The organism is Microbispora sp. ZYX-F-249 (assembly GCF_039649665.1).
GTDB classification, from domain to species: domain Bacteria; phylum Actinomycetota; class Actinomycetes; order Streptosporangiales; family Streptosporangiaceae; genus Microbispora; species Microbispora maris.
In genome coordinates this window covers 12,313-31,454 of the sequence record NZ_JBDJAW010000036.1, presented here as the reverse complement: position 1 = coordinate 31,454, position 19,142 = coordinate 12,313, and the positions used below count along the sequence as shown (strand labels likewise).

The following is a 19,142-nucleotide window of genomic DNA, read 5'->3' as shown; positions in this document are numbered from 1 at the left end:
CGCCATGCGGCCGTCTCGGTATGGCTGAACCAGGAGCCCACGCGCCGGAAGCCGCCGAGCGGGCCGGCCAACGGGGGGGTTGTTCGTACGATTCCGCGAATTACCATCGTCCGATGAGTCATGATGTCGGGCAGCTTCCCGAAGGGTGGACATTGACGCGCGTCGCCGAGGTGGCCGTTGCCGGTTCCGCCAAGTTATTGCCACTTGATAGGCCAGTCTTCTTGCACGCCCCTTCAGGTGACCTGGAGAAAGTTCCCGTCTCCCTGATCATTCAGATCGGAGACCTGTGTCTGGCCCGTGACGCTCGCGATGGCGATTACCTCATGGGGCAGATCGACGACTCGGGTGCCGTCTCTTGTTGGTCCTCGTACGGCGACGATCTCGCGGTGGCATTGAGAGCGCTCTAGTCACTGAGTAGCACTCCTGGCCGCAGTTCCGGATGGTACGGGGCGGTTCAGATTGGATCACGCACGAGCCCTGAGGTGCATCGGCCTGATCGAAACCATGATGGGCCGAGCTTCTACGAAGCCTGATCTCTCAGCGCCTCAAGCCGGCCTGTTGCGGCGTCGGCAATCCTTCTTGCTTGCTCTCGGATTACCTCATCACTCGATGGACCTCAGGAGGGGTCATTTCTGCTCGTGAACGACGTGAACGAACACCCGAGGAAGTCCAGCGGGGAATTGAGGTGTTCGAGGAGTACGTCGAAGTCGCCACCAACCGCTCGGTACACGCGCCGGAGGGAAGCGGTCCTCACGCCTGTCCCTGCTGCGGATACCTGACCCTCGATTCGCGCGGCTGGTACCAGATCTGCCCCGTGTGCTTCTGGGAGGACGACGGGCAGGACGACCACGATGCCGACGACATCCGGCGCGGCGGCCCCAACTACGGACTGAGCCTCACCCAGGCCCGGCTCAACTTCCGGCAGATCGGCGCCTGCAGAGAGCGTGTCCTCCCCTATGTACGTCCCCCACAGTGCGCGGAACTCCCCGCCGGCACAGACCCAGCGCCGCCTGGCCGCGAACCGGACTGAAGCACTCAGGCCATGACCGCCACTCCGCAGACCGGCGCCCCTTCAGCCCCTGACCTGCGATGACGCAGGTCAGGGGCATTCAGAAGTGATCGCGCCGAGTGCGCGGGCAATCCCCCGTCATTCCTCGAGAGCGTCGGCGCACTACATCCTGATCTCGGTACGGATGTCGTGCGCAATCATCATGTGCCGGTGAGCTGGGCGTGGAGGCGCTTGCACTCGTGGACGAAGCGCGTCGTCCTGCGGCTCCGCGCGAACTCGCCGATGACCGGGATCTCCCCGCGCGCGCCGGTCCAGCGTGCCACGTCGGCGGCGAAGGCGACGAGTTCGGTGTGCGTCACGGTGATGCGCTTCCCCTCGCCCGGCAGCATCCCAGGGAGCAGGCCGCGCAGGATGCGCCACACCTCGTGGTGGCCGCCAGCCTCGGCCAGCTCGGTCAGTGCCGCGATGGCGGGACGGGTCTCCCGCCAGGTGCGGCGCAGCACCAGCGCGAGCTGGTGGCCGATCGCCTCGGCCGGCAGCTCACCCCTGGCGGCCATGCGCAGGACCAGCGGGATCATGTCGGGCATGCCGGCGGTCAGGAGGAAGGCGAGGATCACCGCGGTGGACTCGCCCATGGGGCCCTGTGCGATCTCCAGGCCGGCGATGTCCGAGGGAGTCACCCGCATGCCCCAGTGATCGCGCAACAGGAACGGCAGGAAGTTGACGGCCGTGACCTCGCGATGCGAGGGCAGCATGGCGGGCCATGCCCCGAGCGTGCCGCCGGACTCGTCGACCACCCAGTCGAACGGCTCGCGCAGCAGCACCTCGTCGATCAACCGGTGACCGGTCGGGGCCGTCACGCGCAGCACGGGCTGCAGTCTGACCTCGGTGAAGTGTTCCGGTTCGCCGTCGCCGAAGTCGACCATGGACGCGTTGACCATGTGCCGCCACACGTGGCCGCACTCGGGGTCGGCCATGCCGTCGCCGGCGAGCCAGCGGGCGGCCGAGCGCGCCGCCGCCGAGTCGACCTTGGCTGCCCGGTCGGCCGCGGCCGGGTGACACCCCCGCGGTAGCCGCAGCAGCGCCTGCGCCAGGTCGGCCGGGAGTGACTCCACCCCGGCGGCGGCGCAGGTCTCCAGCCGGTCGATCAGCACGTCCGGGTCGAGGTGGCCGCTCATCCAGGTCGGTGTGGCCAGCAGCACCGGCGGCAGGGTGCCGTTGCGGAGGGCCTCGGCGAGTTCCGCGTAGCGGTGCAGCAGGAAGTCGTGGGGCGGGGAGACTCGATTGGGGTGGGGCAGCTGGTTGCGCCGCCGCCACTCGTCGTGCTCGGGCAGCTCCTTGGGCATGAAGGAACGCAGCCGGGGCGGGACGAAGACGACGGTCACCTCCACGAGCGGCTCGCCCGGGTCCGGCGGGGGCACCTGCTCCCCCCTCCGCATCGCCTCGATCCGGACAGGGTTCACGCCGAGCTCGGCCATGCGCTCGTAGGCGAGGTCGAGGATGAAGGACGGCATGGCCTCGGCGGAGTCGTCGTACAGGACGCCGGGTCTCGTCCGCACCGGATGGGGGCGATCCGGCAGTTCGTCGTCCCAGGCCTCCTCGTCCTCCTCCTCGGCGCCGTGATGCCACGGTTGCGCGACATCGGTCGGGGAGCCGTTCAGGTGGATCCGGCCCCCGGCGAAGGGGATCTGCCGGTCGCCCTCGCGGGCCACCGCTCCGTCCGGGCCGTAGTCGCTGGTCCAGGTGATGAAGAAGGCGCGCAGCGGAGTGTCGTCGTCGAGGTAGCGGCCAGGCCGGTAGAAGCCGCCCACCATGATTCGCCGGGGCGACCGTTCCGGCTCGGGCTCCTCGCCACGGGTGAGGGTCCGCACTCTGACGGAGTGGTTCGCGTCGTCCCAGAACTTCTCCGGCCCTCTCGGCGGCAGCTCCGGCACGCTGCCGGGAGTGACGAGCTCGGCGGACAGCGCCGACTGCCAGTCGCCGGGGTCGACGCGCACGTCCCTGGACCGCCAGTAGCCATGGTCCTGCTCGACGTGGGGCTTGAGCTTGCGGCGCAGTTCCTCCCGGTCGTCGGCGATACCGGCGACGAAGGCCGCCAGCCAGCGCTCCTGCCCGACCCAGCGCTCCTGGTGGTAGCCGGGGAAGATCGACGGCTCGGGGAACCGCCGCGCCTCCGGCAGCTCGGGCAGCGGCGGGAAGTCCTTCTGCTCCGGCACTTCCTCGACCGGGGCCTCCCCGCCGAACTGCTCGGCCAGCTTCGCGGCCAGGTCGGCGGGGAGGTGCCGGGCGCCGTCGAGGATCGCCTCGGCGTGGTCAGCGAACAGGCCCGCGTATTTCAGGGTCAGCTCGACCGCGCGGCCGCGCACGTCGAAGGACTTGTGCGCGTACGCCGTGGCCAGCGCGTTCACGAAATCGGCGGCCGCCCCGGGCGTGGCCCGGATCGCCTGGTCGAGCCAGCGCAGGCCCGTGGCGGCGAGCTTCGCCTCGTCCCGGAAGGTGAGCGCGTCGACCGCCTCGACCAGGTCGGCGTGGTCCAGCGGCATCGCCCCGCGCACCTGCCCGGCGGCCAGCTCGGCGACCGTGCCCGGAGCCGAGGGCAACAACCGCAGGTAATCGCGCAGGCGGGGCGCGGACTCCGCGGGCGTGGGATCGAGGAGCGTGTGCAGCCGGACGAAGAAGCGCAGGTCCTGCGCCTCGCCGCCGCGCAGGAAACGGCTCACGCAGCCGTCGAGCACCTGCTCCCGTGGTAGTTCGCGGGCGGCGGCGGCCAGCCAGCGGGTCGGCCGGGGATCGAGCCGCTCGTCGCGGAGAGCGCGGCCCGCGCCGTCGGCGGTGAAGACACGAGGCAGCAGCACGGGGGTCAGCGGGTCACCGGCCACATTCGGCGCGGCCAGCCAGGCGGCCACCAGCGGGTCGTGGTCGGGCGGGACGGCCCCCGACTCGCGCAGCAGCGCCACGGCCAGCGGCGCGATGCGGTCGGTGGGACGGCGAACCCTCTGGGCCAGCCGGACCGCGACATCTCGGCGCCACTCCGAGGGCCGGGTGGCCGCCACCCGGCACACCTGGGCGACGTTGAGGTCCGGGGCCCAGCGGCGGTTGACGTCGCGGCCGGTCATCCATTTCACGGCGGCCGCCGGGCTCGTGATCACGCCGACACCGGTCAGCAGCAGCGGGCCGGCCAGTTTGTCGAGCAGGTCGCCGACCTCCCAGAAGGCCATCTCCTCGAAGTCGTCGGGATGCTGGGCGCGCACCCGCTCGGTGTGGGCGTGGCGCAGCTCCTTGACGAGGCCGGGCAAGCGCCCACCGAGTTCTGCGCGCTCCTCCTCGGTGAGCGTGACCAGCCGGTCGGCCAGGCGGGTGACCTGGTTGCCACTCACCAGATCGCGGATCTCCGTCCAGACAGTCATCGGGAGACCTCCACGGCGGCGCTGGCGACGATCCGGGCGGCCAGCACGTGTTTGCACGGGCCACGGGAGCCGCGATGGTCCCACCACCATTCACAGGTGCAGGAGCCGTCGGCCAGCGAGACCCGGCGCGCGCCGCCCGAGGTGTGGACGGTGGCCGACTCGCCTTCGAGGTGCACCGCGCCCGCGTCGACGAGCTTGCGCGCCTTGGCCAGCCGGGGGTTGAGCAGGATCACGTTGTCCTTGTCATAGGGCAGCTCACGGTGGAAGTGGGCGGCCTCCGCCAGGTCGTAGCCGACCCGGCCGGCGACGCCCAGCTGCGTCAGCGCGGCCCGCACCCGGTCGGCGGGGATGCCCGCGCGGTCGGCCAGCAGGCCGATCTCGACCTCGGGCTCGAAGTTGAGGAGCATGCCCACCACGTCGGCGTCGTTCTCGGCCTCGTCGGTGGCCAGGTCGTCGAGGACCGCGCCCTCCCCGGAGAAGCCGCGCCAGCGCTCGGGCGAGAGGGTGAGCGTGTAGCGCATGCCCGGCAGCTCCAGCTCCCAGGCGCTGGAGGCGGCGTCGGCCGGCCCGTAGACGCGGAGGGACTTCGCGAAGCGCAGCAACGGCAGGAGGGTGCCGAGCCGGTTGGGGCCGGCGAGCCGGACCGAGCCCGGAACCTGACGGTCGGAGACCTTCAGCTCACGCCCCGCCTGTGACACCCACACCGTGCCCTTCTTGGGCAGCCCGCGCAGGAACCGCACCGCCGCCATTCCGGTCAGCTCACCGCGCTGGTCCATGCCCGAGGCGATGACCTGCACCTCGGCGAAGCCGCGTAGCCACCGCTCGGGCAGCGGCACCTTCTTCTCCACCACCGCGCCGTCCATCGTGGTCACGACCAGCTCGTCGAGGCCCACCCCCAGGTGCAACGGGTCACGCGCGCCGATGCGCGCCAGCGCCTCCCGGAGCGGTGCGTTGACGTCGACGTTGGTCGTGCCCCGGTCGAACACCTCGCCGTCGAGCGCGCCGTTCAGCAGATCAAGCCGGGCGTACACGCCGCCGCAGGCCGAGAACGACTCGAACCGCAGCCGGTCTCCGTTGCATGTCACCACCGGGTCGCGCACCCAGCCGGGCCGCGCCTGCGGCTGGTGATAGCGGGCCAGCGCCACATCGGCCACGCCGAGCAGGGCCGCCGCGGCGGGGGCCGCCTGGGTCACCACGCCGCTGAAGAACCGGGGGGCCACGGCCGGACCGGACAGGGCCCGCCCGCCGGAGGTCGCCAATCCGAGACGACCGTCGACAAGGGAGGAAGGCGCGGCGTACGTGTACGCCTGCGTCGCTGAAGTCATGGCCGGGACACTAGATCGCCCCACCGACAATCAGCCGTGCTCCGAAGCTGCCAGGCATCCTGACGTTTCGCGGGGTGTCCGGATGGGGCCTTGCGCCGGGCCACAGCGTCCCGACGCCGCGGCGGGGATCCGTGGCGTGCGCCTGTGTCATCCATGGATCAGCGGGTGCGGGTTGCCGGGTCGTGACCTGCGGTGCGGAGTGGTGTTCCGCACCGCGGGCCACGGGTGCGGGCTATCGGTTCCAGGCCCACTTCTGGTTGGTGCCGCCGTGGCAGGAGTAGAGCTGGATCTTGGTGCCGTTGGCGGTGCCGGCTCCGGTGGCGTCCAGGCACAGCCCGGACTGGACGCCCTGGATGCTGCCGTCGGAGTTGACGCGCCACTTCTGGTTGTCGCCGCCCCAGCAGGAGTAGATCTGGACCTTGGCGCCGTTGCCGGTGCCGGCCGCGTCGAGGCACTTGTTGCCGTACACCCGGATCTCACCGGCGGAGGTGGACGCCCAGGTCTGGTTGGTCTGGCCGTTGCAGTCCCACAGCTGCACCTGCGTGCCGTCCGAGGTGCTCGCGCCGGGCACGTCCAGGCACCGGCCGGAGGCCGTCCCCCTGATCGGCCCGCTGCCACCACCGGAGGTGGGAGTCACGGTCGGGCTGGGTGTCACCCCCGGGCTGGGGGACGAGGTGCCGCCGTCGAGCGTGAGGTTCTTCTGCTGGACCTGCCACTGGGTGTTGCACAGGCCGCAGTTGGGGCCGACGAAGTTGGCGCCGGCCGTCGTGTCGCCCTTGAGCCGCCACTTGAGGTACAGCACCGCCACGCGGCCGAACTCGCCGCCGTTGGTCTGGTCGTAGGTGCCGCCGTGTCCGACGTTCAGATTGCCCATGAACGCGGGCAGCCCGGCCGGCAACTTGCCCCAGTCGTCCATGGCGTTCGGGTAGGCGATGTCGCTGGGCCCGCCGATGAAGTAGGCGATCGGCTTCGTCAGCCGGCGGAGCTGGTAGTCGTCGGAGTCGTTCAGCAACCCGCTGCTGAAGATGGTCGTCGTGGTGACCCGTGAGTCGTTGGAGACGGCGTAGGCCTCCAGCCCTCCGCAGGACCAGCCCCCTACAGCGATCTTGCCGGTGTCGAGCCTGCCGTTGTATTTGCTGCCCTGGCGGCTGTTCTCCGCGACCGCCCAATCGATGGACTGCGTGAGCATCTGGGACGTCGTCGAACCGGAGCCGTTCGGGCTGCCGCTGGCGATGACCAGGAACCCGTGCGACGCGATCTCGCGGAGGAAGTTCAGCTGCCCCGTCCCGTTGGCGGAGCAGCCTCCGTTGCCCCAGACGAAAATGGGGAGCTTCTCGGACGGAAGGGTTCCGGGCCGGTAAATGGTGTGATTGGGCAGGCTGGCCGAGGTCTCGTAATCAGCGGGGTAGGGGCCCGAGCCGCCGACCGCCGCGGAGGCCGGTGTGGTCGTGAGCGCCACTACCCCGGCGCAGACCGGGGCCATCGCGGCCGCCAGTACTGCGCTGATGATCGAGCGTTTTCTCATTTCGCCCTCCGAAGGTGTCACGACGGCGCTCTGTGCCGGATGTGGAATACGCGGCGCACGCCGACGGAGCCCGGCGACGGCACAGGACTGCCACCGTGGCCAGGCTGGTCGGCGCCGACCGAATCTGGGGGATCGATATGGCGGACTATCGGCTGCGAATCGCGCCCGCGCCAGGCGAAACGCGCCGATGAGAGCAGCGTGCAGTTAATATCAACACGGTCACGAAAAGTGTCAAGCGACCGCATGCGACACATCGAGCGGCGCCCCCGCGGACAGGACACGCCCCTGACGCACTCGGGCCCGGGCGCGCAGGTCGACCTCGGATGGTCGCGACCGCTCCCCTGCCCCGAGCAGGGAGGACGGAGCGGGGTGGAGGCGGCTCCGGCGCAGGTCACAGTGCCCGGCCTGCCGGAGACTCCGAGGGCCCTCGGTGGGCCGGCTGCCGGCCGGAAGCGGACGCGCCGCGGCGGTCGCGCGACGCGTTCCGGCGGCCGGGCGGTCGCGCGAGTGCGTGAAAGTTTCTTCAGCCGTCCCCGCCGGCCGGGGCCGAAAGGGAGTTCTCCGACGCGTTGAAGTGGGTGATCCAGGAAGCGGCGTCCGGCCAGTACGGCGTCACGACCTGGATGAGCCGCGCCTCGGCGAGCGAGCCCAGAGCCGAATGGATCTCCAGCATGAGGTCCCTGGCGGCCTGGCGGGGCCATGGCGCCGGTAGGAGATGCTCGGGAAGGTTCGGATCGATGTCCGGGAACTTCCGCCAGGAATCCATGACGGAGGTCCGGGCCACCAGCGCCCGGCTCGCGTCGATCTCCCCATTCCGGACGGCCGCCCGCAGATCCGAATACTCCGCGATGAACGCCTCGTAAGCAGAGGCGAGGCCGGCCAGATCGTAGGCGGCGGCCGGGCCATGCGGGCCGGTCTCCTCGTCGAACCGGGTGTGCATCACCGACCATCGACCACCGTCGACGTCGTCCAGGATGTCGTGCAGCGCCCGGGTCACCGGACCGGTGTCGGATCCGGGCCGGATCCACACGCTGTCGTACAGCCGCGCGAACCCCAGCGCCCCCAACGCCTTGCGGACCGCGTGCCGTGGGGCCTGACCGGACTCTGCTGGGCGAGACTCCGCCTTGTCGGACTGTGCCTGCCGAGACTGTGCCTGCCGAGACTGGGGGATCGAGAAGCAGACGGTCACCCACTCGCCGGTCCACTGCGGCGGGCGCGCGCCGAAGCTCAGGAAGTGATCCATCCGGGAACGGTGCCTGGCGATCGCCTGTGGCGTGAGGTGGTACACCGACGGCCGTCCGGATCCCCGCACGGCTATCAGGCCACGCTTGGTCAGCCGGGACAACGCGGCCCGCGCGCTGGGCTCGCTGATGCCGAACTCCCCGAGCATCGCGACCACCGCCATCGACGGAAGGCCGGCGTCCGAGGAGTCGAGGTACTCACCGAGCAGGGTCGTCAGCAGGTGCTGCGGGTTGGGGCCGGCCTGCGCCCGGGGGGCTCCGACGTCGTCCGGAGGCACATGGACACTCACGTCATCAGCTTGCCTCACGGCGTGCCACTGGCGTTTTCACTCGCCACTCGTTTGGGCGGGCCACAGGGCCGGCGTCCCCGCGCGGTGATCCTCGGTGGTCCGACGGGCCTGGTCGCCCAGAGAGCGATCGTGATGTAGACAATCTGCTCCGGAATTCTGAGCCACAAGGGTGTGGCCGGATCGCCGTTCAGCGGTACGCCCTCGATCGCGGCGTAGACGTTCGCCGGAACCAGCACGACGAACACTCGCGACGCCCTGGACCGGCGAGGCCGGCGTGGCCGGGGCGATCGCGGCCGTCTGCGTTGTGCTGATCGCCGTCACGATCGGACGGCAGCCACCCGCACCCATCAGCGGTCGGAGAACGATTCGACGGCAGCCGTCACAAGCCCGAGGGCTGTCCGGTCTTAGCTGGCGACCGGGCGGCGACGGTGCGGCCCGGCGGACCGAGAGGAACGCGATGAAGATCACGGTAGTCGGCGGAACCGGCCTGATCGGGTCGAAGCTCGTGACCACGCTGCGCAGGCAGGGGCACGAGGCGGTGGCGGCGTCGCCGAACACCGGCGTCAACACACTGACCGGCGAGGGACTGGCCGAGGTGCTGGCGGGTGCGCAGGTGGTGGTCGACGTCTCGAACTCGCCGTCGTTCGAGCGGGCCGCGGTGCTGGAGTTCTTCGAGACCTCCACGCGCAACCTGCTCGCGGCCGAGGCGGCGGCGGGCGTGGGTCACCACGTCGCGGTGTCGATCGTGGGAACCGAGCGGATGCCGGACAACGGCTACTTCGCGGCGAAGATCGCGCAGGAGCAGCTGATCGAGAAATCGGGAGTCCCGTTCTCGCTCGTGCACTCGACCCAGTTCTTCGAGTTCGCCCGTGGCATCGCCGACGAGGCCACTGTGGACGGCATGGTGCACATCGCGCCCGTGCTCTTCCAGCCCATCGCGGGCGACGACGTCGCCGAGGCGGTCGGCCGGACCGCGGTGGGGTCGCCTCTGAACGGCAGGGTCGAGATCGCCGGCCCCGAGCAGTTCCGGATGGACGAGTTCTTCCGTCAGGCGCTGGCCGCCTGGGGCGACCCCCGCGAGGTGGTCACCGACCAGCACGCGCGCTACTTCGGCAGCGAGCTGAGCGAGCGGTCGCTGGTGCCCGTCGACGACGGCGCCGCGCTCGGCGCGATCCGCTACCACGACTGGCTCGACCGCGCCGCCACCGGCGAATAGTCCAGTCCATCCATACGGGTGCGCACGCTATGACCGTGGTTCCTCCGCCCCGCGGGCCGCCCCGGTCGTCGCGTCCCCGGGCCGAGCCATCCGCACAGAACAGAACAGAGAGGATCGATGACCGCTCCGAGCGACGAGAACGGATTCCTGCACGAACTCGAGATCGAAGTCGAGGAGGAGATGATCGAGGCCGAGCGCGGCCTCGCAGAAGAGGCGGCCGCCCTGCCCATCGCCGAATGGCTGTTCGACCCGACGGACGTCGAACGCGAGCGGATCGGCCTGCGAGGTCTGCTCGGCGCGGTCGAGGTGCTGGAGGACGGCCCCCGGCCGGCGATCCCGCACGTCAACTCGGGCACGTCACCGCACGTGCTCCCGCCGGCAGGCCGGCGGATGGTGATACCACCGGATATCCGAACTCCGGCCGAGCCGGGACATGGCGCAGGGGTCCCGGTGTGCGCCGAGACCCCTGCTTTCCAGCCCCCGGCCTTCTCCCCGTCTCATCGGGCAGGGCCGCGAAGGGCCGTTCTCACGGCTGGGCAGTTCGCTCTACCGGAATCAGTAGAACACCTGATTCGGAGTTTTCGAGCATGTCCAGAGTTGAAGCGGCGTCCCCGCCGCGGTCTGCTCGTCCCGGACGTCCAGACAGTAATTCGAATCGTCCATACGGAGTGCCTGCCCGGTCTTGATCCCGTCAGGTGTGCTCACGAGGCCTTGGCCCATCAGCACCCACCGCTGCCTGTAACCATCGGAGGTGCAGGTGTATTGCCGCACGGCGACGTAGTTACCCAACTCGGGTACACCGAGACATTTTCCGGTGTAATAGTTTCTGAACTGGAATGCGTACGACTGGTTGGCGAATTCTATCCTGTGCAGGCACCAGTACTGGCTTTCTCCGCCGTACCAGTCCCAGATATGGGCCTGGACGCCGTCGTCCTTCCACGGCCCCTGAAGGTCGATGGGCATTCGGTGTTGTTGCGCCCTGCCGGCTGCCGCCGCCGCCCACCAGTGCGCCTTGTCCTGGTGGTTCCAATAGGAACCGTACCTGGAGGAGCAGACACTGGCGGCGGCCTGCGCCGGTTGAGCGGCGATCATCGGCAGGGAGAGACCTGCGATCGTGACGACGAGCGTCGTCAGTACGCGGAGGAACTTGCGCACGCCTGAATCCTTCCGTCGGGGTGTTTCCCTCAGGTGTGGTGCAACGACGATCGGGACGGAACAGGCACGCGGAGTACCTCCCCGGATCAAGGGCTGTATCGGCCGGCTACCTATTCTGTACCGATGGTGAGCCGTGGCGGTTGTGCGGCGGTTGTGCGGTGGTTGTCTCCTTCCTTGACGATTTGATTGATCGCCGTCAGATTCGAATTGTCATGCGATGAAGGGCGGGGGCTGTTGATCGAATTCGGCGTGCTCGGACCGCTGGAGGTCCGTCGCGACGGGGTGGCCGTGGCGGTGGAGCCGGCGAAGTGGCGTCGTCTGCTGACATTGCTGCTCTGCAGGGCCGGGGAGCCGGTGGAGGTGCCGGCGTTGATCGAGGCGCTGTGGAACGGACAGCCGCCCGCCAGCGCGCGCAAGAACCTCCAGGGCTATGTGCATCGGCTGCGGCATTCGATCGCCGGGCAGGAGCACATCGTGCACAGCGCGGCCGGGTACGCGATCATCGTCGGAGCCGGCCAGGTGGACGCGCTGCGTTTCGCGGATCTGGTGGACCGCGGGCAGGCCGCCTATGACCGCGGGGACCTCGAATCGGCCGGCGCCACATTGCGGCAGGCGTTGAAACTCTGGCGGGGCACGCCGTACGCGGATGCCAGTGATGTCGCAATCGTGATGCAGGAGGTCCGGCGGCTGGAGGAGGCACAACTGCGCGCCCAGGAACTTAGCGTCTGCGTGGATCTGGAGCTGGGCCGGCACAGTGCGCTGATCGGAGAACTGGGCCGGCTCGCCACGGCTCACCCGTATCGGGAGCGGCTGCGTTGCTACTGGATGCTGGCGTTGTACCGCTCCGGCCGCCAAGCCGAGGCCCTGGAGGTCTTCCGCGACACACGTGCCCTCCTGATCGAGGAACTCGGCATCGAGCCGGGGCCGGAGCTGCGTGCTCTCAACGAGCGGATCCTGCGCGCCGACCCCGCCCTCGGCCCGCCGCCGGCCGGAGGGCACGTGGAGGTGCGCCCGGGCTTACCGGTGCCGCGGCAGTTGCCGGGGGACGTACCCGGTTTCACCGGACGGGCGAGTGTCCTCCATGCGCTGAACCGGCTGCTGCCCGCCGACGGCACGGCTCCGGCGGGCGCGGTCGCGATCCCCCTCCTGTCGGGCACCGCGGGTGTGGGCAAGACGACGCTGGCGGTGCATTGGGCGCATCAGGTCGCCGCTCGATTCCCGGATGGGCAGCTATATGTCAATCTGCGCGGGTTCGACCCGAATGGGCCGGTGATGACGCCGGGCGAGGCGGTTCGGGGGTTCCTGCACGCCCTTGGCGTCCCGGCTGACGACATCCCGCCCGCGCTCGACGCGCAGGTGGCGTTGTACCGCAGCCTGCTGGCCGACCGACGGGTGCTGGTAGTGCTGGACAACGCACGCGACGCCGAGCAGGTGCGGCCGCTGTTGCCCGGTTCGTCCGGCTGCGCGGCGGTGGTGACCAGCCGCGAGCAGCTGACCGGTCTGGTCGCGATGGAAGGCGCCTGCCCGCTCACCGTGGACCTGCTCACGCCCACCGAATCCCGTCAGCTGCTCGCCGGCCGCCTCGGGGCCTGCCGGGTGGCGGCCGAGCCTCAGGCGGTCGAGGAGATCGTCGCCGCGTGCGCGGGACTGCCCCTGGCACTGGCGGTCGTGGCGGCGCGTGCCGCCACCCGGCCGGCGTTCCCGCTCGCGGCCGTGGCCGACGCGCTGAGCGACAGCGGCGATCTGTGGGCGGTGTTCTCCTGGAGCTACCGGACCCTCGGCACCCCGGTGGCAGAGCTGTTCCGGCTGCTGAGCCTGCATCCCGGCCCCGATGTCACGGTGCCCGCCGCGGCCAGTCTGGCCGGCGTGCCGGTGGCTCGGGCCCGGCGGCTGCTGGCCGAGCTGACCCGCGCCCATCTGCTCACCGAACAGGCCCCGGGCCGCTACGGCATGCATGATCTGCTGCGCGCGTACGCCGCCGAGCTGACCCGGCGGTGGGACGGCGACACCGATCGGCACGCGGCGCTGCACCGGATGTTCGACCACTACCTGCACACCGCTCACGGCGCGGCGTTGCTGCTGAACCCGTCTCGCGATCCGCTTTCCCTCGTCCCGGCGCAGCCGGGGGTGACCGTCCACCCCCTCCTGGATCACGATGAGGCGCTGGCATGGTTCGCCGCCGAGCACGCGGTTGTCGTCGGTGCCGTCCAGCACGCGGCCGAGGCCGGCTTCGACGCCCACGCCTGGCAACTGGTGTGGACCCTGGCCGATTTCCTGACCCAGCGCGGGCGCCACGACCCGAACGCCTCGGGGCTCGGCGACGACACCCTGACCCACTACCGGCACGCCCTGTCCCAGTGGGAGAAGCTGACCGAATCCTCCGGCAGGGGCCGGACTCATCTCAGCCTCGCCCTGGCGTTCGCCCGGCAAGCCGGCTACTCGGACACGCTGCGCCACTCCGAGCAGGCGCTTCGCCTGTTCCGCGCGGCCGGCCATCAGATCGGACAGGCCTTCGCCCTGGTGGGGATGTGGTGGGCGCACGGTCAGCTCGGCGATCACGGTCGGGCCCTGCCCGCCTGTCAGGAGGTCCTGTCCCTGTACGTGCGAATCGGCGACCGCTACGGCCAGGCGGCCGCCTGGGACAGCCTGGGTCAGACCCTGCACCACCTCGGCCGGCACGCTCAAGCCGCCGCGAGCTATCAGGAGGCTCTCACGCTCTTCCAGCAGCTCGGCGAACGGTACGGAGAGGCCTACACCCTCACCCGCCTCGGTGCGACGCAGCGCGCCGCGGGCGAGCACGAGGCCGCCTACCGAGCCTGGCTGCGTGCCCTTTCCATCCTCACGGAGCTCGGGCATCCCGACGCCCACACCCTGCGGACCAACCTGCACGCCCTCTTCTTCGCCTCGACTCACGACGTCACAGCGGTCGGGTAGCACTACGGCCGATGCCGAGGAAGACGAGTGCCATCGGCATTCGGCGGTCGTGACGCCCATCACAGGACTGAACGCTCACTTGCTCCGATCACGGACCTCTCCTACTATTCCTACATAGTTACTAGGAATACGCCCGTCTCGACAGAGACGGCGGCGAAAGGGGCGGAGCATGCCCGCGACGGCCGAGTCCGTGGACACCGTCTGGTTCACCCGCTGTCCGGTTCCGACGGCCGGCGGGCTCGCCTACGCGACCGGCCGGCTGGCCGCGCGGTACGCGGACCTGGGCGTCGAGGTCGGCATCCTCCAGGACGCCCCGCTGGAGATCGCCCGGCACCACTACGACCACGACCTCGTCGGCCTGATCCGCGAAGGGGGCAACGTGCCCGCCATCGCGGCGCGGGCCGAGGGCGCCAGGACCCGCTTGGTCGGGCTCACCTGGATCGACGAGGGGCAGTCGATCGTCGTCCGCCCGGACTCGCCGATCACCTCGCCGGCCGCCCTCCGGGGTGCGCGGATCGCCGTACCCGGCTGGGCCGCCACGAGGGACACCAGCCATGCGCGCGCCATGGCCCTCCACGGGTTCAAGGGCGCGCTCGGGCTCGCCGGTCTGACGCTCGACGACGTGGAGTTCGTCGAGGTGCCGCTCGACCCGGTCGTCCCCCCGGGCCGCATCCGCGCCGAGCGCGCCGCGCCGCGGTTCCGGGAGCTGGACGAGCTGGCGGCCGGACGGGTCGACGCGGTCTACGTAAAGGGCGCCGCCGCGCTGGAGGCCGCCCACGTCCGCGGCGCGGTGGTCGGCATCGACCTGGACGCGGTGCCGTGGCGGCGGTCCAGGGTCAACAACGGAACCCCGCGGCCGATCACGGTGCACGAGGACCTGCTGCGGTCGCGCCCCGAGCTGGTGGTCGAGTTCCTGGTCGAGACGCTGCGCGCGGCCGACTGGGCGACCGGCGATCCGGACGGCGTACGCGCGGTGCTCGCGGCCGAGACCGGATCCGGCGCGCAGGGCGTCCTCCTGGCCTACCGGGAGGGATTCCACCGCACGCTCCACCCCACTCTGGACGAGGAGCGGGTGGACCTGCTGCGGATCCAGAAGGCGTTCCTGCTGCGTCACGGCTTCCTCGGCGCCGACTTCGACCTCGATGCCTGGATCGACCCGCAGCCCCTGCGGCTCGCGTACGAGCGGCTGGCCGTGCGGGACTGACCGCGGCCGCCCGTTCTCCCTCCCCTCGCGCGGGACCGGTTGCCGCCCGTCGTCTCCCCGTACGCGCGGGACCGGTTGCCGCCTGTCATCCGCGCGCCGTCTTCCCCCATCACGCCCGTGCGGGCCGGCAGCGGCGGAGCCGCGCCGGTCACCGGCCGACCCCCCTTGCTCTCTCGAAAGGCCATGAGTTGATCAGCACATCCACCTCAGGCGGCCGCGGCTCCTCGGCCCGGCCCGCCGGTCGTGCTCGCGTCCGCCGTCCGTTGTTCCTGACGGCGGTCGCCGCCGTCGGCGTGCTGCTGGCCGCCTGCGGCACGTCGGCGGCGTCGTCGGAGGGCGAGTCCGGCGCGCAGGGCGTGGACACCGTCCGCGTCGGCGTCATCGCCGGCTCGCCCCCGGGTGTGTACTCCGCGATCGAGAACGGGTTCTTCGACAAGGAGCGCATCAAGGTCGAACTCGTGACGCTCAGCGGCGGCCCCGCGCTCGTCGCGGCCACCGAGGGCGGCTCCATCGACATCGCGTGGGCCGACATCTTCGCCTGGGCGGCCGCGATCGAGCAGGGCTTCAAACTGACGATCATCAACCCGGCCAACGCGCTGAAGCCCGGGCAGCCGGTCAACGTCATCGTGACGAAGCCGGGCAGCGGCATCACCTCGGCGAAGGACCTCGCCGGCAAGAAGCTCGGGGTGCCGGCGCAGGCGCTGACCACCGTGCAGATCAAGAAGTGGCTCGCCGACCAGGGCCTCGACCCGAACGGCCCGAAGTACACCACCGTGCAGGACCGCACCACCTCGGGCGGCCTGGTGGCCCAGGGCACGCTCGACGCCGCGGCCACCAGCGGCGCGTACGTCACCGCCTGGGAGGCGCAGTACGGCCTGACGGTGGCCGGCACCTTCGACTCCGGCGTGCCCGAAGGCGCGGCGACGTCCGGCTACGGTGCGCTGCGCAGCTTCGCCGAGGCCCACCCGGACCTGGTCAGACGCTTCGTACGGGCCGTACGGCAGGGCGTGACCGCGTTCCAGTCGTCCGAGCCGCTCGCGCAGAACACGCTGCTGGTGAAGTACGGCGGCGCGGACGTCGCCAAGCTGGAGGCCAAGTATCCCGGCGCGCTGGACAAGGCGTCGGCGGCGACCAGCGGCGAGCTCAGCGGCCCGTTCGACGTGGCCGCCGAGAACAAGTGGATCGAGACGGGCGCGCGGTTCGGCGCGTTGAAGAAGCCCTTCGACCTCACGCCCTACCTGTGGCCCACCGCCACGGCCGCCACCCCCTGACCATCACCCACGAACGCCGGGAGCCTCCATGGCGACATCAGCCGCACCCGCCGCGGCCGGGACCACACGCAGCTCGGCCGCGGGCACCGGGACCCTGCTGACGGCGGACGACGTCGCGAAGACGTACCGCACCCGCCGGCGGGAGGTGACCGCCCTGCGCGGGCTGTCCCTGGACATCGCCGCCGGGGAGTTCGTCGCCCTCGTCGGGCGGTCCGGTTGCGGGAAATCCACGCTGCTGCGGCTGCTCAGCGGTCTCCTCCCCGTCACGGCGGGACAGATCCGGGTGGCCGGGCAGCCGATCGACGGGCCGCCGCGGCAGGCGCGCTGCGTCTTCCAGGACTACGCCCAGTCGCTGCTGCCGTGGAAGACGGTGGCGGGCAACGTCCGGTTCGGGCTGCGGCACGCGTACGAACCGGCCGCGGGCGGTCACGACGAGCTGGTGGCCCACTACCTCGATCTGGTGGGCCTCGGCCACGCGGCCGACCGGTACCCGTGGGAGCTGTCCGGCGGCATGCAGCAGCGGGCGGCCATCGCCCGCGCGCTGGCCGCGCGGCCCCAGCTGCTGCTCATGGACGAGGCGTTCAGCGGCGTGGACGCCCTGAGCCGCGCCAAGCTGCAGGACGTCCTCCTGCACGCCTGGGCCGAGGAGGGGCTGACGGTGGTGTTCGTGACCCACGACATCGACGAGGCGGTCTACCTGGCCGACCGGGTCGTGGTGCTGCATCCCGAGGGACGCGGCGTGCTCGCGGACGTACGGACCGATCTGCCCCGCCCGCGCGGCCAGGTGCCCACGCGGGAGTCGCCGGAGTTCCTGCACCACCGGCGCGAACTGCTGCACCTGGTCCTGGACTGAGAGGACTCCGGCGAATGACCACCAATCCCACAGTGACGAGAGCCGCCGGCGCCGTGCCGCTCCCGGCGGCCCCCGGCCCCGCCGCCGTCGGCCCTTCCGCTCCTTCCGCGCCTTCCGCGCCTTCCGCGCCGAAACGCCGCCCCTGGTTCCTGCGCGCGCTGCGCAGCAGGCTCTTCGGCTGGCTCGTGTTCGCCGCGGCCCTGGTCGCCTGGCAGCGGTACGCCACGCTGAACCCGTCGCCCAGATACGCCACCGTCAGCGACGTCGCCGTCCAGTGGTGGGACCAGATCCTCGGCGGGCCGCTGCTGACGGCGACCCTGCAGACCCTGCGTACGATGCTGATCGGCTACGGGGTCGCCGCCGTGCTGGCCGTGGTGATCGGGGTGCTCATGGCCCGCGTACGGCTCGTCTACGTGCTGCTCGAACCACCGCTCGAACTGCTGCGGCCGATGCCGATCTCGGCGGTGATCCCCCTGCTGATCCTCTACCTCGGCATCGACGACGCGATGAAGATCAGCGTGGTCGCGCTGGCGGCGTTCTTCCACATCCTGCTCAACGCCTACTCGGGCGCGGGATCCACACACCGCACGACTATGGACACCGCGCGCACCTTCGGGCTGACCTGGCGGCAGACGATGGCCGAGATCGTGATCCCGGCCGCCGCACCCTCGATCTTCGTGGGGCTCCGCTCGGCCCTCGCCGCCTCCCTGGTGATCTCGGTCGTCGTCGGCATGATCGCCGGCAACGACGGCCTCGGGCATCTTCTGATGATCCAGCAGCAGAGCTTCCAGGTGACCGACCTGATCGTCGGCGCGGTCACCATCGCGATGCTCGGCTACGCCCTCAACGCCGCCTTCCTGTTCGTCGAGCGACGGGTCCTGCACTGGCACTTCGGCGCGACCCGCACCCACGACTGACCTCCCGCTCGACCCCCACGCCCGATCCCCACGCCCGATCCCCACGCCCGACCTGCGACACGAAGGAAGACCGATGACCCCGACCCTGACCAGCCCCGTCCGCGAGGGCGAGTGGCTGAAGGCCGGTGAGCTGGTGCTGACCCCGGCCGACGCGGCCGTACGCGCCGAACTCGTCCGGGCGGTGCGCCTGCTGCACCAACTGGGCGCGCTGCAGAATCCGTACTCGGCGAACGCGAGCGTCCGCCTGCCGGACTCCCCCGGCCACCTGCTGATCAACGCGAAGGGACTGCCCGCCGACATCGGCGAGGAGGACTTCGGCGTGATCACTTTGGACGGCGACCTGGTCGCGGGCAAGCTCGGCCCCGGGGTGCGGCAGGTGCTCCAGATGCACACCCTTGCCTACACCCGTCCGGAGGTGAACGCCGTCATCCACACACACTCGACGCACGCGACCGCGTTCGCCCTGGCCCACCGGCCGATCCCGCCGAACTACGAGCCGCTCGTCAACCGCGGGCAGACCCGCGACATCCCCTGCGCGCCGTACCGCACGCGCAACAACGGCGACCTCGGCGCGTCCATCGCCGGCCTGCTCGCCGAGCATCCCGGCACCAGGGCCGTCCTGCTGGCCAACCACGGGCTGCTCGCCTTCGACGACAGCCCGCTGAGCACCGCCCGCCTCGTCGCCACGATCGAGGAGGCGGCCACGTTGGAGATCCACGCCGCCGCCCTGGGCGGATCGAAGCCGATCGTCCCTTGAGTACACACACCAGCACGAGCACGAGCACGACCGACGGA

General features: G+C 70.8%; 16 protein-coding genes. 9 read left to right on the top strand and 7 right to left on the bottom strand.

Features of this window, described 5'->3' with window-relative positions:
• Positions 1–113: 113 nt before the first annotated feature.
• Together AAH991_RS31330 and AAH991_RS31325 are read left to right on the top strand one after the other, a co-directional pair.
• On the top strand, positions 114–407 hold the full coding sequence (locus AAH991_RS31330) for a hypothetical protein (RefSeq protein WP_346229531.1): 294 nt from the start codon (positions 114–116) through the stop codon (positions 405–407).
• 176 nt (positions 408–583) lie between these two features.
• Positions 584–1,030 carry a CPCC family cysteine-rich protein gene (locus AAH991_RS31325; protein WP_346229530.1) on the top strand — a complete coding sequence of 149 codons (447 nt, stop codon included), beginning with the start codon at positions 584–586 and terminating at the stop codon, positions 1,028–1,030.
• Between the two features lie 179 nt (positions 1,031–1,209).
• On the opposite strand, the gene AAH991_RS31320 is transcribed toward AAH991_RS31325, so the two are convergent.
• The 5 genes from AAH991_RS31320 to AAH991_RS31300 form a co-directional block, all read right to left on the bottom strand.
• The gene (locus AAH991_RS31320) at positions 1,210–4,416 is read right to left on the bottom strand and encodes an amino acid adenylation domain-containing protein (protein WP_346229529.1); all 3,207 of its coding nucleotides are present in this window, start codon (positions 4,414–4,416) and stop codon (positions 1,210–1,212) included.
• Positions 4,413–5,741 carry an SWIM zinc finger family protein gene (locus tag AAH991_RS31315; protein WP_346229528.1) on the bottom strand — a complete coding sequence of 443 codons (1,329 nt, stop codon included), beginning with the start codon at positions 5,739–5,741 and terminating at the stop codon, positions 4,413–4,415. Before AAH991_RS31315 ends, AAH991_RS31320 begins: the two co-directional genes overlap by 4 nt.
• A 232-nt stretch (positions 5,742–5,973) precedes the next feature.
• Positions 5,974–7,266, bottom strand: coding sequence for a ricin-type beta-trefoil lectin domain protein (locus AAH991_RS31310; protein WP_346229527.1), 1,293 nt, complete (start codon positions 7,264–7,266; stop codon positions 5,974–5,976).
• 523 nt (positions 7,267–7,789) lie between these two features.
• A complete protein-coding gene (locus AAH991_RS31305) occupies positions 7,790–8,797 on the bottom strand; it encodes a PaaX family transcriptional regulator (RefSeq protein ID WP_346229526.1) in 1,008 nt (335 codons plus the stop codon).
• Positions 8,798–8,811: 14 nt separating this feature from the next.
• Positions 8,812–9,042, bottom strand: coding sequence for a DoxX family protein (locus AAH991_RS31300; RefSeq protein ID WP_346229525.1), 231 nt, complete (start codon positions 9,040–9,042; stop codon positions 8,812–8,814).
• Positions 9,043–9,254: 212 nt separating this feature from the next.
• Here AAH991_RS31300 and AAH991_RS31295 point away from each other — a divergent pair, with 212 nt between their 5' ends.
• The gene (locus AAH991_RS31295) at positions 9,255–10,013 is read left to right on the top strand and encodes an SDR family oxidoreductase (RefSeq protein WP_346229524.1); all 759 of its coding nucleotides are present in this window, start codon (positions 9,255–9,257) and stop codon (positions 10,011–10,013) included.
• 27 nt (positions 10,014–10,040) lie between these two features.
• On the opposite strand, the gene AAH991_RS31290 is transcribed toward AAH991_RS31295, so the two are convergent.
• Positions 10,041–10,355: a hypothetical protein gene (locus tag AAH991_RS31290; RefSeq protein ID WP_346229523.1), complete on the bottom strand. Its 315-nt coding sequence runs from the start codon at positions 10,353–10,355 to the stop codon at positions 10,041–10,043.
• Between the two features lie 213 nt (positions 10,356–10,568).
• Positions 10,569–11,168, bottom strand: a complete 600-nt coding sequence (locus AAH991_RS31285; protein WP_346229522.1) for an RICIN domain-containing protein — start codon at positions 11,166–11,168, stop codon at positions 10,569–10,571.
• Between the two features lie 234 nt (positions 11,169–11,402).
• On the opposite strand from AAH991_RS31285, the gene AAH991_RS31280 reads away from it, so the two are divergent.
• From AAH991_RS31280 to AAH991_RS31255, 6 genes are all read left to right on the top strand, one after another.
• Complete coding sequence (locus AAH991_RS31280) at positions 11,403–14,102, top strand: AfsR/SARP family transcriptional regulator (protein WP_346229521.1); 2,700 nt, start codon at positions 11,403–11,405, stop codon at positions 14,100–14,102.
• Positions 14,103–14,271: 169 nt separating this feature from the next.
• Entirely contained in the window at positions 14,272–15,306 is a 1,035-nt protein-coding gene (locus tag AAH991_RS31275) for an ABC transporter substrate-binding protein (protein ID WP_346229520.1), read from the top strand.
• A 263-nt stretch (positions 15,307–15,569) separates the two neighbouring features.
• Positions 15,570–16,577 carry an ABC transporter substrate-binding protein gene (locus AAH991_RS31270; protein ID WP_346229519.1) on the top strand — a complete coding sequence of 336 codons (1,008 nt, stop codon included), beginning with the start codon at positions 15,570–15,572 and terminating at the stop codon, positions 16,575–16,577.
• Between the two features lie 28 nt (positions 16,578–16,605).
• Positions 16,606–17,430: an ABC transporter ATP-binding protein gene (locus AAH991_RS31265; RefSeq protein ID WP_346229518.1), complete on the top strand. Its 825-nt coding sequence runs from the start codon at positions 16,606–16,608 to the stop codon at positions 17,428–17,430.
• Between the two features lie 14 nt (positions 17,431–17,444).
• Positions 17,445–18,347, top strand: coding sequence for an ABC transporter permease (locus AAH991_RS31260; RefSeq protein ID WP_346229517.1), 903 nt, complete (start codon positions 17,445–17,447; stop codon positions 18,345–18,347).
• Between the two features lie 73 nt (positions 18,348–18,420).
• Positions 18,421–19,104, top strand: a complete 684-nt coding sequence (locus AAH991_RS31255; RefSeq protein ID WP_346229516.1) for a class II aldolase/adducin family protein — start codon at positions 18,421–18,423, stop codon at positions 19,102–19,104.
• Positions 19,105–19,142 lie beyond the last annotated feature (38 nt).

What these genes read in the sequence shown, in the direction of transcription:
- AAH991_RS31330 (WP_346229531.1), top strand. Translation starts at nt 114, where the DNA reads ATGAGTCATGATGTCGGGCAGCTTCCCGAAGGGTGGACATTGACGCGC.
- AAH991_RS31320 (WP_346229529.1), bottom strand. Translation starts at nt 4,416, where the DNA reads ATGACTGTCTGGACGGAGATCCGCGATCTGGTGAGTGGCAACCAGGTC.
- AAH991_RS31315 (WP_346229528.1), bottom strand. Translation starts at nt 5,741, where the DNA reads ATGACTTCAGCGACGCAGGCGTACACGTACGCCGCGCCTTCCTCCCTT.
- AAH991_RS31310 (WP_346229527.1), bottom strand. Translation starts at nt 7,266, where the DNA reads ATGAGAAAACGCTCGATCATCAGCGCAGTACTGGCGGCCGCGATGGCC.
- AAH991_RS31295 (WP_346229524.1), top strand. Translation starts at nt 9,255, where the DNA reads ATGAAGATCACGGTAGTCGGCGGAACCGGCCTGATCGGGTCGAAGCTC.
- AAH991_RS31275 (WP_346229520.1), top strand. Translation starts at nt 14,272, where the DNA reads ATGCCCGCGACGGCCGAGTCCGTGGACACCGTCTGGTTCACCCGCTGT.
- AAH991_RS31265 (WP_346229518.1), top strand. Translation starts at nt 16,606, where the DNA reads ATGGCGACATCAGCCGCACCCGCCGCGGCCGGGACCACACGCAGCTCG.
- AAH991_RS31260 (WP_346229517.1), top strand. Translation starts at nt 17,445, where the DNA reads ATGACCACCAATCCCACAGTGACGAGAGCCGCCGGCGCCGTGCCGCTC.
- AAH991_RS31255 (WP_346229516.1), top strand. Translation starts at nt 18,421, where the DNA reads ATGACCCCGACCCTGACCAGCCCCGTCCGCGAGGGCGAGTGGCTGAAG.